The 16188-nt window shown below is 66.9% G+C and carries 18 protein-coding genes; 8 read left to right on the top strand and 10 right to left on the bottom strand.

Annotation, left to right across the window (positions count from 1 at the left end; translation table 11 throughout):
- Nucleotides 1-236: 236 nt before the first annotated feature.
- Nucleotides 237-434 (top strand): hypothetical protein, encoded by a 198-nt coding sequence (locus ACQR1L_RS21580; protein WP_434859928.1) that lies wholly within the window; start codon nt 237-239, stop codon nt 432-434.
- A 142-nt stretch (nt 435-576) separates the two neighbouring features.
- Here the strand turns inward: ACQR1L_RS21580 and ACQR1L_RS21575 are convergent, their stop codons facing one another.
- Nucleotides 577-981: a response regulator gene (locus ACQR1L_RS21575; RefSeq protein WP_434859927.1), complete on the bottom strand. Its 405-nt coding sequence runs from the start codon at nt 979-981 to the stop codon at nt 577-579.
- 147 nt (nt 982-1128) lie between these two features.
- Here ACQR1L_RS21575 and ACQR1L_RS21570 point away from each other — a divergent pair, with 147 nt between their 5' ends.
- The gene (locus tag ACQR1L_RS21570; protein WP_434859926.1) at nt 1129-1968 is read left to right on the top strand and encodes an SDR family NAD(P)-dependent oxidoreductase; all 840 of its coding nucleotides are present in this window, start codon (nt 1129-1131) and stop codon (nt 1966-1968) included.
- A gap of 282 nt (nt 1969-2250) precedes the next feature.
- The gene (locus ACQR1L_RS21565) at nt 2251-4767 is read left to right on the top strand and encodes a spermidine synthase (protein ID WP_434860074.1); all 2517 of its coding nucleotides are present in this window, start codon (nt 2251-2253) and stop codon (nt 4765-4767) included.
- Between the two features lie 4 nt (nt 4768-4771).
- Here the strand turns inward: ACQR1L_RS21565 and ACQR1L_RS21560 are convergent, their stop codons facing one another.
- The 3 genes from ACQR1L_RS21560 to ACQR1L_RS21550 all read right to left on the bottom strand — a co-directional run bounded on the left by ACQR1L_RS21560 (nt 4772) and on the right by ACQR1L_RS21550 (nt 7981).
- Nucleotides 4772-5395 carry a 2OG-Fe(II) oxygenase family protein gene (locus ACQR1L_RS21560; RefSeq protein WP_434859925.1) on the bottom strand — a complete coding sequence of 208 codons (624 nt, stop codon included), beginning with the start codon at nt 5393-5395 and terminating at the stop codon, nt 4772-4774.
- 96 nt (nt 5396-5491) lie between these two features.
- Nucleotides 5492-5830, bottom strand: a complete 339-nt coding sequence (locus tag ACQR1L_RS21555; protein WP_434859924.1) for a hypothetical protein — start codon at nt 5828-5830, stop codon at nt 5492-5494.
- Between the two features lie 126 nt (nt 5831-5956).
- Complete coding sequence (locus tag ACQR1L_RS21550) at nt 5957-7981, bottom strand: hypothetical protein (RefSeq protein ID WP_434859923.1); 2025 nt, start codon at nt 7979-7981, stop codon at nt 5957-5959.
- Between the two features lie 266 nt (nt 7982-8247).
- On the opposite strand from ACQR1L_RS21550, the gene ACQR1L_RS21545 reads away from it, so the two are divergent.
- Genes ACQR1L_RS21545 through ACQR1L_RS21525 form a run of 5 tightly spaced genes read left to right on the top strand, consistent with a single transcriptional unit; the run spans nt 8248 to nt 11896 of the window.
- Nucleotides 8248-9147, top strand: coding sequence for a peptidyl-prolyl cis-trans isomerase (locus ACQR1L_RS21545; protein WP_434860073.1), 900 nt, complete (start codon nt 8248-8250; stop codon nt 9145-9147).
- A complete protein-coding gene (locus tag ACQR1L_RS21540) occupies nt 9144-10124 on the top strand; it encodes a HupE/UreJ family protein (RefSeq protein WP_434859922.1) in 981 nt (326 codons plus the stop codon). Before ACQR1L_RS21545 ends, ACQR1L_RS21540 begins: the two co-directional genes overlap by 4 nt.
- Nucleotides 10125-10141: 17 nt before the next feature.
- Nucleotides 10142-10753, top strand: coding sequence for a HupE/UreJ family protein (locus ACQR1L_RS21535; protein ID WP_434860072.1), 612 nt, complete (start codon nt 10142-10144; stop codon nt 10751-10753).
- On the top strand, nt 10750-11367 hold the full coding sequence (locus ACQR1L_RS21530; protein WP_434859921.1) for a HupE/UreJ family protein: 618 nt from the start codon (nt 10750-10752) through the stop codon (nt 11365-11367). Before ACQR1L_RS21535 ends, ACQR1L_RS21530 begins: the two co-directional genes overlap by 4 nt.
- Nucleotides 11368-11413: 46 nt before the next feature.
- Nucleotides 11414-11896 carry a prepilin peptidase gene (locus ACQR1L_RS21525; protein ID WP_434859920.1) on the top strand — a complete coding sequence of 161 codons (483 nt, stop codon included), beginning with the start codon at nt 11414-11416 and terminating at the stop codon, nt 11894-11896.
- A 5-nt stretch (nt 11897-11901) separates the two neighbouring features.
- Here ACQR1L_RS21525 and ACQR1L_RS21520 read toward each other — a convergent pair whose 3' ends face one another.
- From ACQR1L_RS21520 to ACQR1L_RS21495, 6 genes are read right to left on the bottom strand one after another with little or no spacing between them, the layout of a single operon-like run.
- Nucleotides 11902-12519 carry a hypothetical protein gene (locus tag ACQR1L_RS21520; RefSeq protein ID WP_434860071.1) on the bottom strand — a complete coding sequence of 206 codons (618 nt, stop codon included), beginning with the start codon at nt 12517-12519 and terminating at the stop codon, nt 11902-11904.
- Nucleotides 12519-13082 carry a type II secretion system protein GspM gene (gene gspM, locus ACQR1L_RS21515; protein ID WP_434859919.1) on the bottom strand — a complete coding sequence of 188 codons (564 nt, stop codon included), beginning with the start codon at nt 13080-13082 and terminating at the stop codon, nt 12519-12521. Before gspM ends, ACQR1L_RS21520 begins: the two co-directional genes overlap by 1 nt.
- The gene (locus ACQR1L_RS21510; protein ID WP_434859918.1) at nt 13079-14152 is read right to left on the bottom strand and encodes a PilN domain-containing protein; all 1074 of its coding nucleotides are present in this window, start codon (nt 14150-14152) and stop codon (nt 13079-13081) included. The genes gspM and ACQR1L_RS21510 overlap by 4 nt, the downstream gene beginning before the upstream one ends.
- A complete protein-coding gene (locus tag ACQR1L_RS21505) occupies nt 14149-15078 on the bottom strand; it encodes a general secretion pathway protein GspK (protein WP_434859917.1) in 930 nt (309 codons plus the stop codon). The genes ACQR1L_RS21510 and ACQR1L_RS21505 overlap by 4 nt, the downstream gene beginning before the upstream one ends.
- Nucleotides 15078-15815: a PulJ/GspJ family protein gene (locus tag ACQR1L_RS21500; RefSeq protein ID WP_434859916.1), complete on the bottom strand. Its 738-nt coding sequence runs from the start codon at nt 15813-15815 to the stop codon at nt 15078-15080. Before ACQR1L_RS21500 ends, ACQR1L_RS21505 begins: the two co-directional genes overlap by 1 nt.
- Complete coding sequence (locus ACQR1L_RS21495) at nt 15815-16177, bottom strand: hypothetical protein (protein WP_434860070.1); 363 nt, start codon at nt 16175-16177, stop codon at nt 15815-15817. Before ACQR1L_RS21495 ends, ACQR1L_RS21500 begins: the two co-directional genes overlap by 1 nt.
- Nucleotides 16178-16188 lie beyond the last annotated feature (11 nt).

Below are 16188 nucleotides of genomic sequence, written 5' to 3'. Positions count from 1 at the left end.
GGTCCTCTCCCCGATATCAAGCAACGTCGCGCTCATGAGCTACCCTGTGTTCGGCGGCAACATGCGCGCATCGCGCTTAACGGTTCCTCAAGCGCACAACCAAGGTTGTGCCTTGGTTTTGAAACAATGAAGACACCTTTTACCGGCTGCTAACCTTGTGCCGCGCCGGCACGACGGACCGCGCGCGCGAACGATTGCATCGAGCTGTGGATAAGAAGAACGCCCCAGGTGACAGCGTGAGGCAGAACTTCGCGAATCTGCTGGGATCAATTCCCGAGGCCGATGCATGGCTGGCGTTCGCCTGCGAGGCCTCGAAGTCGCGTTGCAATCCATCAACTCCTGACGAGGATTCCATGGCGAAGAAGGCGAAGAAGGCCGCGAAGGCCACCAAGAAAGCGGCGAAGAAGACCAAGAAGGCCGCCAAGAAGAAGTAGCTGTACTGCCTCCCGGGTGGGAGCGCAGCCTCCCACCCGGTCCCTGCCACGTTCCCCTCAATGGTCTTCTAAACATCGCCGGCCCGCCGGGACTTAGGTCAGGACCCAGGCAGCCAGAGGATCAGGCGATCGGGACTGCTCCTCACTCGCCCAACCGCCTCTGGAGTTCGGGCGCATGCTTGAGCGTCACCTCGGCTTCCCTCAACACGTCCAGCGGCGCCCAGGGCTTGCTCCAGAACTTGATCCCGCCGGGCAGCGGCTGCGACAGCGGCCGCCCCGAGGTCACGACAATGTTGATGTGGGGATGGCGCGCCCGCGCGATATGCGCGAGCTCGACGCCGCTCATGCGGCCCGCGAGATTGACGTCGGTCATCAGCAGCACGACGCGGTTGCCGGGCTTGTTCAACACCAGCTCGGCCGCCTCGGCGCTCTCGCACGCGATCACGTCGTACTCGCTCTCTTCAAGCAGCAGTGCGATCATCTCGCGCTGGGTCGGATCGTCCTCCACGATCAGCGCCGTCGCGCGAAAGGGCTGCGACTGTCCCATGCAAAAACCTCCAAAATCTGCCTTTCCAAAACCCGACGTAGGTTAAAAGCAAACCCGGCGGATGGTTCGGTTCCAATGCGAAAAAGTGACGCAATGTGACTGCGGCAATTTGGAACCGCAGCGAAGCGCTTGGGGGAGAATGCGGCAATGACTGGCATCAATGGAGCGGCGGCGGCGATCACCGGAGCGGCGAGCGGCATCGGCCGCGCGCTCGCGCTGGAGCTGGCAGCGCGGGGCTGCGATCTCGCGCTTGCCGACCGGGACGAGCCCGGGCTTGCAAGCCTTGCCGATGAGCTTGCATCGACGAGGCGCAAGGTGACGTCGCACAAGGTCGACGTCAGCGACCCCGCCGCCATCGCGCGGTTCGCCGACGAGGCGACGCGGGCTCATCCCGCGCTCAACATCGTCATCAACAATGCGGGCGTGGCCTTGTTCGGCACTTTCTCCGAGATCGATCAGTCCGAAATGGAGTGGCTGTTCAACATCAACTTCTGGGGTGTCGTGCACGGCACCCGCGCCTTCCTGCCACATCTGTCGCGACGACCTGAGGCACATGTCGTCAACCTGTCCTCGATCTTCGGCATCATCGCGCCGCCCGGCCAGTCGGCCTATGCCGCCGCGAAATTCGCGGTGCGCGGATTCTCCGAGAGCCTGCGCCACGAACTCGCGGCCGCCAACAGCCCGGTGCGGCTGTCGGTGGTGCATCCCGGCGGCATTGCGACGGCGATCGCGCGCAACGCCCGCGCCGGACATGGCATGACCGACAACGCGCGCCGCGTGCAGGCGATCGAGCGGTTCGAACGTCTCGCCAAGACCAGCCCGCGCGAGGCCGCGCAGCGGATCATCCAGGGCATCGAACGCAACGAGCCGCGCATCCTGATCGGCGGCGATGCACGGTTCATGGATCTGTTGCAGCGTGTGCTGCCCGGCACCTACTGGCGCGTGTTGGCGAAGCGATTGGAAAAGGCGGCTGCGCAGCAGAGCTAGAACGCCGCCGAAATCCTTTCAAAACGGCCGGCCGGCCCGGCTGTGTGTCAAACCACCGTCATCAAACGCAAACAGAAGGAGACGGCATCGGCAGCCGAGGTGCCCTCCGCTTGATCGAGCGCTGGACGCTGCGCCCGCGTGGCGCTGCTGCCCAGTCCAGCCAAGCGCAGGTATGACCCCTTGATTGACGCACGCCAAGCCGATCCGCGCGATGACGGCTCGTTCACAGCGCGACGAGACGTCTGTCCCGCAGGCACCGTCTCTGATCGAAGCACGGCCCGGATCTGGGCGCTGAAGCTCCTGGTCGCCAGCTCCGGCCTCGCCGGTCTGGGTTACGAGATCGTCTGGACGCGCCAGCTCGCCCTCGCTTTGGGCACGGAGATGATGGCCGTGCTCGGCGCCATCGCAGGCTTCTTCGCAGGGCTGGCGCTCGGCGCATTCGCCCTCGACGGCTACATCCGTCGCGCAGCCAATCCGCACCGGCTCTATGCCGTGCTCGAGACGATCATCGGCGTGTGGGGCCTGTGTGCGATCTGGCTGCTTCCTGCGAGCGCACGCGCGCTGGCGCCCGTGTTGGGCACCGCGCCTTCGCCGATCCTGCTGTGGAGCGCGAGCTTCCTGCTGCCGACCTTGGTGCTGCTGCCGGCGACGGTAGCGATGGGCGGCACGCTGACGGCGCTCGAACGCATGCTATCGGCCGCGCAGGGCCGGTCGTCCGTCAGCGCCGGCGTCTATGGCGCCAACACCGCCGGTGCCGTCGCCGGCACGCTGCTCTCGACCTTCGTCCTGATCCCGGCCCTTGGCTTGTCGACCACGCTGCTGTGTCTGTCCGCGGTCAACGCTGCTTGCGCGCTGGCAGCCCTCGGCCTGAGCACGCCGTCGCCGGCCCATGCGCCCGCGCGCGCCGGCAGGTCTGCTGCCGCAGACGTCTGCCTGACAGCGACCTTGTTCGTCACCGGCCTGCTCGGCATCGCCTTCGAGGTGCTGGTCGTGCGACTTGCCGCACAAATGATGCAGGACACCGTCTACAGCTTCGCCTGTCTGCTGGCGGCATATCTGCTGGGAACGGCTCTGGGCGCGATGATCTACCAACGCGCCCGTCAGACCATCGCGTTCGGCAGGGCCGCGCTGCTGAGCATCGCGGCGCTGGTCGGCATGGGGACCGCACTCGTGATTCCGTTGCTGACAGGGTTCGCCGACCGTGCGGCGAGCTTCGGCGTGGCCGGCGAGCTCGCAATCGCACTGCTATTATTCCTGTTGCCGGCGATGGCGATGGGCGCCCTGTTCGGCAGGCTGATACAGGACGTGCGAGACATCAGCGGATCGGTCGGCTGGGCCGTCGGCATCAACAGCATCGGCGCAGCCATCGCGCCGCTTCTCGCGGCCCAGCTGCTCATTCCCGCCTTGGGCAGCTGGAAAGCAATCGTGCTGGTGGCTACGGGGTATCTGCTGCTCCTGCCGCCGCAGCGAGCGCTGCTGCGATGGGCGGCCGTGCCGGCGCTGCTGGGACTGGTGCTGCTGTGGGGCCCCGCTCCCCTGCTCGTCAAGGTCCCGCCGGGGGGCAAGCTCCTCGCCATGCGCGAGGGACCGATGGCGACCGCGAGCGTCGTCGACGATGCCTCGGGCGCGCGCTATCTCGAGGTGAACGGCCACTTCCGCATGGGCGGCACCAGCTCGGCGCGATCGGATGTCCGCCAGGCCATGCTGCCGCTGCTGCTGCATCCTTCGCCGCGCAGCGCCCTCTTTCTGGGTGTCGGCACTGGTGCCACCGTGCTCGGCGGGGCGCAGATGCCGGACCTCGACGTGCGGGCCGTCGAACTCTCCGCCGAGGTGGTCGCGCTGCTGCCCTGGTTCGATCCGCCCGCCTCGAAGCGGGACAAGCCACCGATCTCGATCGCGGATGCGCGGCGCTTCGTCGTCGCGGATCAGGACCTTTACGACGTCGTCGTGGCCGACCTGTTTCATCCGGCGCTGGATGGCAGCGGCGCACTCTACACCGTCGAACATTTCGAGGCCGTCGAGCAGCGGCTGGCGGCCGGCGGCGTGTTCTGCCAATGGCTGCCGCTCTATCAGCTCGATGCCCCATCGCTGCGCGCCATCATCAGAAGCTTCCTGGCCGTGTTCCCCGACGGCTCGGCGTGGCTGAACCACTACAGCGTCCGCACGCCGATGCTGGCCTTGATCGGCAAACGGACGAGCGGGGTGATCGACCCTGAACTGATTGCAGCACGGATCTCGAATGCCGGCTTGCGTCCGATTCTCCAACCCCTCGGCTTCGAGAGACCGATCGATCTTCTCGGCCAATATGTCGCCGGCGCGGCGTCGCTCACGCGCTTCGCAGGGACAGGCCCGCGCAACACCGATGATTTCCCGTTCGTGACCTTCGACGCGCGCAACAACGTCCACGCGCTCTCGACACCGCCCTGGCAATCGCTGCTCACGGTCCTGACGGAAGCGAACACCGACGCGGCCGAATTGCTGGCGCCCGCGCAACACGCGATGTGGAATGATCGGCTCGATGCCTATTGGCGCGCGCGCAACCGCTTCATCCAGGCCGGCGCGGCACTGACCGGTGATCCGCGAGGATCGGCGCTGATCGCGGCCGCGGCGCCCGGGCTGCTGGAATCGGCCCGCGCCAGCGCCGAATTCGAGCCGGCCTATGCACCGCTCATCAGCATGGCAAGATCGCTGCTCGGATCGGACCGGGCCGCAGCCGAACGCCTGCTTCAGGCCATCGATGCGGCGGCCCCGTCGCGGCACGAGGCGCGCGAGCTGCTGGCGCGAGAATTCGGGCGGTGACGCCTCAAGACGAAAAACTGACGCGATAGCCCCAGCAATCGAGATGATCGGGGATCGCGTTGAAGGCGATCGTGATGCGCTGGTCGCCCTGATTGCGCGGAACCTCGTGATAGAGATAGCTCGGAAACAGCACGAGGTCGCCGGGCTCGGCCTCCGGCAGCACGTATTTTCCGGCATTGAAGGGACCGACAGAGGCGCTGCGCGTGTGATGGCGGAACGAGAAGTCGCTGCCGCCGGGCGGACGCACGAACACGGTGCGGCTGCCGGGATGCGACGGCGTCAGGTAGAAGATGCCGGAGATGAAGCTGTTGGCGTGGGCATGCAGGGTCTGGTTGCCGCCGGTCTCCAGCATGTTCGTCCACATCTCCTTGACCGTCCAGTTCAGCTTCTCGCCGAACAGCAGTTCGCCGAAATCGACGAGCTTCGGCCCCGCCAGGGCGGCGATGGTCTGAAACAGATTGTTGGCACGGGGATCGGCGACCTCGGTATGGAAGAGCTGCCCCGAGCGCAGATTGCTCTCGATCTTCGAACTCCGGATGGCTGCGACCGCAGCATCCTTGAGTTCGGCGCTGAGGAGCCCGGGCGAGCGCATCAACGGTATCGGAAACAGAGCTTCGATCTGGTCCATGTCTGGCAACCTCGCACGCACATCAACGAGGGCGACACTTTGCCGATGAGCATGACAGACGGATGACGGAACGTCGCGAACTTGCGTCGTTGCCGTTCAGCGCGGCGGCACTTCGTCGGCCCGGAGGATGTGAAGCCGCTCGCCCGGCTTGAGACTGTGCGGCCGCTCCCGCACCTCCAGCATGGCGCGCTCGGCCTTCTCGACGCAGTCGTCGAACTCGCCATTGCCGGCTTCGACCAGCGCCTGCTGAATGTCGCGCTCGGCGAAATAGCGCGAGACGTCGTCGGCCGGCAGCACGGCCGCCGCGGCGCGCGCCTGCGCGACGACGGCATCACACGTCTCCTGTGTCGGCTCCTCCTCGTGCGCGAACGCGCCGGAGATCCCAAGGGTCAGGACGATCAGCAGCGGGGCAACGAAACGGGAGATCGGGTCCATGGCACGTCGGAAGGTTCGATCGCAAAGAGAAAGCGCCGGCTTGCAAAGAACCGGCGCTTCCGGTTGTCATGTCCGCTTTGATCGATTCCGGCGAGCCGAAGACGTCTCGCCGGATCGATGCAGCCATCAGTCGCGGTTGAAGGCCCAGCGACCCCAATGGCCCCAGTGACCCCAATGGTCCCAATCGTGCCAGTGGTGATGGCTGTGAGCCAGCTTGCGCGCCAGCTCATGGTTCTTTTCGACCAGCAGTTCCGGCGTGCTGTAGGTGCGAACGAAGATCGGGTTCGCGTAGAACCAGACGTTCGACCAGGCCTGCACGTCATTGGTGACCTTCTTGACGCCGTTCACCGTCCCCAGATGCGACGGGCACGCCGCGTCGGTGCAACTGACGCTGACATTGTTGAGGTCGAGCAGCGGATTGCCGGCGCTGTCCGACACGTTCGGCGTCGCCGGCGGAATGTTGGTGCCGCGGGCGCGGATGTAGAACGGCGTCTTGCCGGCGATGAAGGTGGTCGTGAAGCTGAGGCGGAGCGAACCGTCGCGCAGCTTGTGGCTCCGCATCTTGGTCGCCTGGATCTGCTTCGCGATCTTGGCCGACGGATTGTAGACGATGGCCGCGCCGTCGACGCCCTTGGCGTTGGCGACCGCATAGCCCGGCGCCCCCGGCGCGATCGGACCGGTGATGTCACCGGTGATCAGATCGACGTGGTCGAGATAGGGCTTGTTCAACGGCTGCTTGATGCCAACCGGCAGAAGAAGCGGATTGTTGAAGCTGTACGGGCTGTTGTTCGAGGCCGGAACGGTCATCTCCATCTCGAGCGTGACCTTCTCGCCCGGACGCACGACGAGCGTCTCGCCCATCGTCTTCCAGTCGAAATCCCACTCGCCCTTGGCGCGGAACACCATGTCGGAGTCGATGATCTGGGCGTTCACCGAATAGGAATTGCCCGAGCGCATGCCGTCGATGATCGACTGCTGGTTGAAGCGCCGCTCGTTCGGCACGTAGAGCCGGGTGTACTCGCCGGGGATGAAGTCAGCCGTGGTGCTGGCGTCGCGCGCGCCGTAGATGCCGCGGCTGTGCCAGTCCGAGCTCTGGAACACGAAAATGTTGCGGCCCTCACCGAGCAGGCCGTCCCACAGGCCGCCGACCTTGGCGGTGTAGACGCCGTGCATGCCGTAGGTGCCGCCGCCGACCGCGCCCGAGCCGTAGGAGCCGGAGCCGCCGTTCAGCCCACCCTCGGCCATGTGGCCCGGCGCCTCGATGCCGAACGCAACCGTCGGGCCGGCATTGTTGAAGTCACGGAAATGCTCGATGTTGTAGCCCGCCGTGCCATTCGGGTTGAACGGGCCCTGGCGCTCGGTGTGGGTCGGGATGGCGTAGGACTGCAGCGGATGGTTGGCCTGCAGCCAGGTGATGCCGGCGACGGCCTTCTGGTGACCCGCGGTGCCGGAATTGTTGACGTTGTCCTTGCCGGCCCAGATCGGGTTGTTGCCGCTGTCGACCGGACCGATCGCATCGGTGTCGGCGCGGTCGAAACGATACTCGAACTCCGCCATCTTGTCGGCATTGCCGTAGCCGCGCGGGTTCTGGCCCGCGATGACCGCGACGTCGCCATGCTCGTGGCCCGGCAGGATCCACTCCAGACCTTCGACCAACACCTTGTTGTAGGTCGCGGTGCGGCTGACGATCGTCGGATACTCGATCTCCTTGATCGACTGCCAGCGCCACATCTTGGCGTTGGTGTCGGTGCCGTTGGGCGTCCCCTTCAGGCTGGTGATGGTGATGCCGTCGATGGTCTTGCCGAGCGTCTGGCTCCAATAGGTCGTCGTGTTGTCGCCGGGAATGTTGGCACTCGCATCGCTGAAGCGGCAATCGCGGTTGCCCGAACCGCCGTGGTTGCCGAGCGTGAACCAGTCGAGATCGAAATTGTTGCCGCCGGCGGCCGCCGCGCCCTTGCCGACCGAACGATCGATCGAATAGCCGGCCGCGACCGAACCGTCCGTGCAGGTGTTATGGTTGTGCATGTCGCCCGCGACATACGGATTGTTCTTGCTCGTTTCGCCCCAACGCTCGCCCGCGTCGGCGCTCTGCGACAAGGCGAGTGAGACCGAGGCCGCCGTCAGCAGGATTTTCTTGGTGGATGGAACCATTATCGTCGCCCCTGAGAATTCGATCGAACTCTAAACCATGATGACAACGCGTCCCATGCGCCGTTGTCCTTCGCGCCGCGACCAAAGCAAAACTCGGAGACAGTTTGTTGAAGGATTTATTTCTGGACCGATGTCTCCCACGAACATTCGCCGCGCCGAGCGTTGCGAAATTTTTGTGACAGCGCGGTTTGTCCGGTGACAAGGGCGACTGCGCCGTTGCATATACGCGCCGCGCAACGAGCGCGATCCGAGTTGTAAAAGAACGTATGTCAGCCCCTGCCTTGTCGAATGCGGCGCAAACTCTTGATGGCACCTCCGCACGCTCCAGCCCGCAGGATGGCGGCGGCGCATCGCAGGCACGAGCAGGAGTCCTCGGAGCCATGCGCGGTCTCGCCCGGGAGCCGCTGCTGCATTTCCTCGTTCTCGGCGGCCTGATCTTCGCGGCCGACGCTCTCCTCCATCCACCCGCGAAGGACGAGAAGGTCATCACGGTGAGCAAGGCGCTCCGCCAATCCTTCATCGACACGTTCGACGAAGACAAGCAGCGAACTCCGAGCGAGGCCGAGCTGCAGAAGATGGTCGAGGCCTGGGTCGCCAGCGAAATTCTCTATCGTGAAGGCAAGATCCTCGGCGTCGACCGGGGCGACGAGATGATCCGCGACCGCGTCGCGTTCAAGCTGCAATATCTGATCTTCGACCAGGTCCGCGTGCCGCAGCCGAACGACGAGCAGTTGCGGGCCTGGTTCGCCGACAATCACGCCCGCTTCGACGAGCCCGAGCGCGTCAGCTTCTTCATGACGCCGCCCAGCGACGAAGCAACGGCGCGGCGCCATCTGGACGACATTCGCGAGCAGCGCGAGACCGAGGAGCTGCGCGACCAGACGCGCGCCATTCTCGATCGTCCGGTGCCGAGTCTCGCCTCAGGCTTCGGCGACGGCTTCAGCGAGGGCCTGCTGAAGACGCCGCTGCAGGAATGGACCTTGCTGCAGTCGAAGGACGGCTGGCACGTGGTTCGCCTGGACGCGCGGTCGCCAGGCGCGGAGGCCAAATTCGAGGACATCCGGGCCGAGGCGGCCAAGATCTGGCACACCGAAGAGACGCGCAAGCGGGCCTGGGAGGCGGTGAGCCGGCTCAAGGCCAACTACACGATCAGGTACGAGCCGTGACCGCGGCCCGGGCTCTGCTTGCCATCACGCTTGCGCTCGCCGCACTGCTGCTCGCGCGGCCGGCGGCGGCGCATCAGGCGACCATCGCCGTGCTCGAATTTCGCGAGATGCGCGCGGGCGTCTTCATCGGACGGTGGACGACGCTGCCGAAAGACGGCGACAATCGCATCGAGCTCAAGATGCCGCCGCACTGCTTCCTCCGCCTGCCGGAACTGAACTGCGGCGACAAGGGCCTCGTCGGGCAGATGACGATCGCCAATCTCGGCGAGGACATGTCGGCGGCCATCATCCGCGTGACGTCCTTGGCGGGCGAAACGCGCAGCTACACGATCTCGGCGGCCAATCCGGTCGTGACCGTGCTCGGCACGGACGCTCCGACGCTCGAGACCTGGCTCGAGCTCGCGAAGACCTATGTCAATCTCGGCATCGACCATATCCTGCTCGGCGCCGATCATCTGCTGTTCGTGCTCGGGCTGATCTGGATCGTGCAGGGTGGCTGGCGCCTGTTCAAGACGATCACGGCCTTCACCATCGGCCACAGCTTTTCGCTCGCCGCCACGGCGTTCGGCTGGATCGGCGTTCCCGAGGCTCCGCTCAACGCCTGCATCGCGCTCAGCATCGTCTTCGTCGGCGTCGAGATCGTCAAGCAGCAGCGGGGCGAGATCGGGCTGACGGCGAAGTATCCTTGGGCCGTCGCCTTCAGCTTCGGTCTCGTGCATGGCATCGGCTTCGCCAGTGCGCTGGCCGGGCTCGGTCTCGAGCGACGCATCCTGCCGGCGGCGCTGCTGTTCTTCAACATCGGCGTCGAGATCGGCCAGATCCTGTTCGTGCTGCTGGTTCTGGCGCTGATCTGGGCGCATCGCCGTCTCGGCGCAGGGATGCCGCGATGGGGCATCGAGCTGCCGGCCTATGCCATCGGCTCGGTGTCGATGTTCTGGTTTCTCGGCCGGCTGGTGCGGGTGCTGGCGGCCGCATGAGGACGAACGGGATGATCATGATCGCGCGCAAAGTCCTGCAGTCCGCGTTGACGGCCGCGCTGCTCTCGGCGCTGACGGCAAGCCCGGGTCTTGCCCATGAGCAGACCGGGGTCGGCGGCGGCCTGGCAAGCGGACTGCTGCATCCCCTGACCGGGCTCGATCATCTCGTTGCGATGGTCGCGGTCGGCATCTGGGGCGCGCAGCTCGGCGGCGTTGCGGTCTGGGTGTTGCCGATCGTGTTTCCGATGGTGATGGCTTTCGGCGCGGTGCTCGGAATCCTCAAGATCGGGCTGCCCGTGCCGGAATTGGTGATTGCGTTGTCGGGATTGATCCTCGGTCTCGCGGTCGCCATGCGCATCCGGGTGCCATTCGTCGCGGCGGCGGCCATCGTTGCGGTTTTCGCGATCTTCCACGGCCATGCGCACGGCGTCGAGCTGCCCTCCGCCGCCAATCCGCTCGCCTATGGCTGCGGCTTCGTGGTCGCGACAGGCCTGCTGCATGCGTGCGGCATCACCATAGGCGCGCTGGCCCGCTGGCCGGCGGGAGAACGGGTGATCCAGGGCGTCGGCGCCGCCATCGCCGCGCTTGGCGGCTACTTCCTGGTCGCCAGTCTCGGAGCGTCGGCATGAGCGGGCGGCTGAGAACGGTCGTCCTTGCAGCGCTGCTGCTGACGCAAAGCCACATCGCGCACGCGCACATCGTCTCCGCCCGGCTCGGCGACTTCTATGCCGGCGCGCTGCATCCGCTGCTGACCTTGCAGGACGTGCTGGTCTGGATGACGCTCGGCCTGCTCGCCGGCTCGCTCGGCGCAGCCAGCGGACGCTGGCTGATCGTGGTGTTTCCGCTCGGTCTCTGTGCCGGCCTGGCGCTGGCCGCAACTACGAGCATCGCTGCGCTGCCGCCGGTCGTGGACGCCGCGACCATTCTCCTGCTCGGATTGCTGCTCGCGGCCAGTCTCCGCATTCCGGTCGCGTTGCTGTGCGCCATTGCCTTCACCCTCGGGGTGATGCGTGGCACGGCAAACGCCGAAGAGCTCGTCGCGCAGACCGATCGTCTGCTCTACGCGGCGGGTCTCGCATGCGCCGGCTATGTCGTCATCACGCTGGTGACGGCGGTCGCGCTGTCGTTCCGGCGCCCCGACACCGAGCCCACGTCGAGCTGGCGCGGAATTACGCTCCGCGCGGTCGGCGGCTGGGTCGCCGCGGTCGGGCTGATGATGGCCGGACTATCCTTCGCCACCTGAGCGCGTCTATGCTGCTGGTGTCTCGCCTCACCCACCACCTCGCTTCGTGACCGACCTCATCCCCCTCATCTGCCTGCTCGTGCTGCTGCCGACCTGCGCCGGCCTGATCTGGACGGATCTGCGCAGCGGCATCCTGCCGGATGGGATGAACGCGCTGGTGGCCGCAAGCGGCTTCGTGCAAGCGGCATGGGCTGATCTGCAGGACGCGCTCTGGACTGCGGCCGCCGCGCTTGCTGTCGGCGCGGTGCTGCTGCTGCTGCGCCGCCTCTATTTCATTGCCCGCGGCCGGCAGGGCCTGGGGCTTGGCGACGTCAAATTTCTGATGGCCGCGACGTTTTGGACAGGGCTGGCGGGCCTGCCAATCCTGCTGCTGATGGCAACGCTCTCGGCGCTTGCGACGGTTCTCGTCCTCTATTCGACCGGGCGGCCGTTGAGCGGACAGACGGCGCTGCCGTTCGGTCCGTTTCTGGTCGGGGGTCTGCTCGCGGTGCTCGTGCTGCGCGCCAGCGGCCTCGATATGACGCTCTGACGCCCTCAGCGCGACCGCCGCGCCATCCGCTCCCGCCCGGTTGGCGGCGGCGGGGCGTCGACGTCACTGTCGCTATTGCTGCTCGCGGTCTCGCTCGGTTGCGGCATCGCCAGGGTGACGGTTTCGCCATCCTTCTGCAGCACCGCCTGGCGCGCCTGCAGCGATTGCAACGTCCAGCCCTCATGCGCGGTCCCCATGCGCAGCCGCAACGCGGCCTGCGACGATGGATCGATGAAGATGGCGAAGCTGTCCTCGCCGCCGACCACCGTGCCGACGAGCTGCAAATTCGGCCGTTCCGGCTCGCTCGGCGGAGGCGGCGGCGCACGCATCTCCACGACCGGAGCGACGGCCGGCAGTTCGGGCGGCCGCCGCGAGGCGGAGAAGATCGGCCGGTCGCGCGTGGCCGACAGCGTTGCGATCGGCATGGCCCAGAGCGGGTTGGCGCTGCTCCCTGCGGGTCTTGCCGGAAGCTGCGCGCCCGGTGCAATCGCGCTGACCACCTGCGGATCGGGAGAGCTTACAGGGGCCTGCGGCGGCGCAGCCGGCTCGAGGCCTTCGACGTCCTCCCCCAGGGCGGGACTGAGCGCCACCGCAATGGCAAGCAGGCAGAGGAGCCAACGCATCACGATTGCCCCCTCCATTGACCGGACACCGTGAGCTGCACCCGCAGCCGCGCGCCTTCGCTGGCGGCCGCCGCCAGCGGCTGCTGGACATGCAACTGATCGACGAACAGAAACGGCAGCCCGGCCTCGATGTCATAAAGCAGTTGCTGCAAGGCCGGCTGCTCCAGCTCGCAGCTGGCCACCACGCTGATCACGTTGGCGTTGGTCCGGGCGGCCGGCAGATCGACCTGGGTCGACAGCACGTTGCCGCCCGCCTTGGCGATCGCTTCCGTCAGCCGCTGCACCAGCGCGGCGCCCGCAATGGTCACCGTTCGCCCCTCGACGAACACCGAGCCGCCGGGGCCGGTCGAGACGTTCACGGCGGCCGCATCGGCGGGCCGCCTGCGTCCGGAGAACTGGACCAGTTGCGCCTTGGCGTCGCCAAGCTCATCCTGTTTCGCGAGGAGATCGGCGACGGCCGACGTGCCGAGCCAGATCAGCGTGACGACGCTGACCACGTAGATCGCCGCAGCCGCAGTCGGCGAGTTGACGAAGATGCGGCGCGGCCAGGTCGACCAGTTCATGCGCGGTCTCCAAAATAGGCGTTGAGGCGCGCCTCGATGTGAAAGCGCTCGCCCGCCTCGCCCGCCTTCCGCGTGGTCGGCGCGTAGAAGGTGGCACGGCTGAATTGTGGCGACTGCTCGATCAGCCGGATCAGTGCCGGCGCGTCCTGGGTCACGCCGGAGATCTGCAGGCGATCGTTCTCTATATGCAGCTCGATCACATAGGTGCCGTCGGGCAGGATCTTCGACAGAGTCTCGAGCGCGATCACGCTCGCGGGGCTGGTCTGTTTGCGTTTGGCGAGAAGCGCGTCGGCAGCGGTTGCGCCAATGCCCGGCCGCAGCGCCGCGCGCAGCCGCGCAACCTGCGCCTGCGCATCCTCCAGCTCGCCGTCGAGATATCGGCCGGTCAGCGTGGCAGCTATCAACACCATGGCCGTCATGGCGGCCACCGAGACCCATCCGAGCTTCAGCACGCTCCCGAGATCGCGGCCGCCCGGCAGCGAAGAGCGCAGCGAGGCCTTGTAGATCTGGATCGCCTCGCCCTCCGGTCCGTCGGCCTCCGCGACGACCACGATCCTCGCCGCGCCGACCTCCTCGGCAAAGGCCAATAGCGGCTGCATCAGCGCACGCGGCGTGGCCAGCAGCGTCAGGGCAATCCGGTCGTTGGACGCAGGGCGCGGCGCGCTGAAGCCGAACAGGACCTGATCGAGCGTCCACGGCGTCAGCCGGCCGATCTGCGTCCGGATCATGCCGTCGAGAAATGGCTCGGCCTGCTTGGGGAAGTCGAGTGGCCGGACCAGCATGTTGTCGGCGGCGACATGCACCTCCAGCACACAGCCGCGCAGCGCTCGAAGCCATTCCGGCGAGAGCGCATGGCGCGGTGCGCCCGGGGCGAAGCTCATCGTGATTCCCGGCAGGGCCGCCTTCCCCTTGCCTGACGGCATCACCGTCAACGTGACATGGTCCGGCCGCGCATAACGGATCACGACGCGGCCGCGGGTCAGTTGCCGGTCGGCGATCGTCTCGGCCGCGATCGCGACCGTCGCGGTCCATGCGGTCAGGCCGCGCTCGATCGTCTCGGTCAGCTTCATGGCATCCGTCGCGCCTGGCGCGCGCCCCTCGGTTGCGGTCTTTCGTCCTGGCGCGCCAGCAGCCGATATGGCTCCTCGCCCTCGCCAGGGATGATCACGGCCGTCGCCGCGTATCGCAGCCCGCCCGCCGGATCGACGACGATCCTCAATCGATAGGCCTTGCTCTTGCCGCGCGCGGCATCCTTCGCAGCCGGCCCCAGCGTCTTGGCCAGGGCATCGGCGTCCCGTGTGCTGAGGAAATCCTTCAGGATCAGCGGCGTCATGCCCGGCAGGGCCGCCACCACCTCCGGCGGTGCAATCGCCGGATCGATCCCTGGAGAGCCATTGAACACCGTCACCAGCGGCAGCACGCGCGCGATGAGCGCGGCCGGCATCCCGAGAACCAGCGCAAGTTCGCCGACATGGGGGAATGGCGCCAGGCGTGGCATGCGCTTGAGGCCCGCCGCGGCATAGCGCGCCTCCTCGTCCCTGGCCTTCGCGGCATCGGACGGCTTGGACCGCCATGCCGCCACCCGCTCGGCGATCTCCCCGGCGGCATCTCGCTCGATCCCTGTCGCGACAAAGAGATTTGCGAGCATCTCCCTCGGCGCGGTGTTGAGATCGACGCGAGCAGCCTCGTTGACGAACGACACGACGATGTCGTTGCCTGCGAGCGCCAAACGGAAGCCCCCCTGCTGCGGCCGCTCCTCCTCCTTGGGCAGCATCAGCCGATACGCCGACAATTCGATCGCCGCCGAGATCAGCGCATCCGCCTCGACCGTCTGGTCTTCGAGCCGCAGCAATCGCGCCGAAGCTCCCAGTTGCTGCGAGACGACGACCACGAGCACTGAGAGCGCAGCGAGCATCCACAGCGCGGCGATGAGGATGAAGCCGTCCTCAGCGCCGCGCTGATCTATGTCCCGTCTGTTGATCTGCGTCGCGCGCATCAGTCGATCAGCCCATCATTGCTGGCGGGTGGCGGCTCAGGCGTTGGCGGCTCGGGCGCGGCCGGCGGCGGTTTGGGACCGCCGCCGCTGTCGGCAGCGATCGCCGCGCCGCCAGGCGTATCGACCTGAATACGGACCGCGCTGACCAGGATAGGCCGCCCACCGCGGCTCTCGTCGCGGATCGTCATCCGGACCGCAAACGGCAGCCTGGCGGCGTCGTGCCATTCCGGCGTCCAGGCCATCGACCGGTCGGCATAGGCGAAGGACATCCGAAACGGTCGAGACAGCAGCACGACGGACTCGCCAAAGCGAAAATGATCGCTCGCCACCTGGCCCGCGGGAAGAACATCGAATGCCGCGCGCGACCGCAGCACGGCGCGTTCGCTGCCTGTATCCTCCTCGCCGATCCTGATGACCGCGAGCCCGTGCCCGGAGTTGGGGCCGATGTCCGTGCGGACGAATGTCGCCGAGAACTCCTCGCCAATGAACAGCGGCACCTTCTGCTCGCGGTTGACCGGCACGAACTCGGCCGCCGCAAGATCCTCGCCCGCACGGCGCAGCGCGGCCGCGACCATCTCGGCGCGTTGCACGCGATCGAGCCCACGCTGCCAGGCGGGCAGCCATTGTGATGTCACGGCCAACAGCGCGGACAGCACGATTCCCGCAATCGCGAGCGCGCCGAGCGCCTCGATCAGCGCGAAACCGGCTGTGCCTGAACGATCGGATCTGGCGCTCATCAGCGTTGTGCCCGAACGAGCCGCACCGTCTGCAGTTCGGCGACGGCGCCGGAGCCAGTTGTCACGCGCAAGCTGACGGCTTCCGGCACCCAGCCCTGCTGTCCCGCGGGCTGGCCCCAGTCGCCGCCGAGCGGCGCGATCTGCAGCGCCACCGATCCGGAGCCGGAGCGCTGCGCGCTGCTGCCGGGCTGCAGGCGGCTGCGATCGGCCAGCGCCGTCGCGAGCGCCAGCCGCGCATCGGTCACGAGCGTGACATGCTGCTCGAGCTTGCGAACGCCTGCCGCATTGCGCGACACCACGGCGCCGATGGCGACGATCGACACGGTGACGACCGCGAGCGCGACGAGCACTTCGATCAGCATGAAGCCGGCCT

The organism is Bradyrhizobium sp. HKCCYLR20261 (genome assembly GCF_051168435.1).
Lineage (GTDB): Bacteria > Pseudomonadota > Alphaproteobacteria > Rhizobiales > Xanthobacteraceae > Bradyrhizobium.
This window is presented reverse-complemented; position numbering and strand designations above follow the sequence as displayed.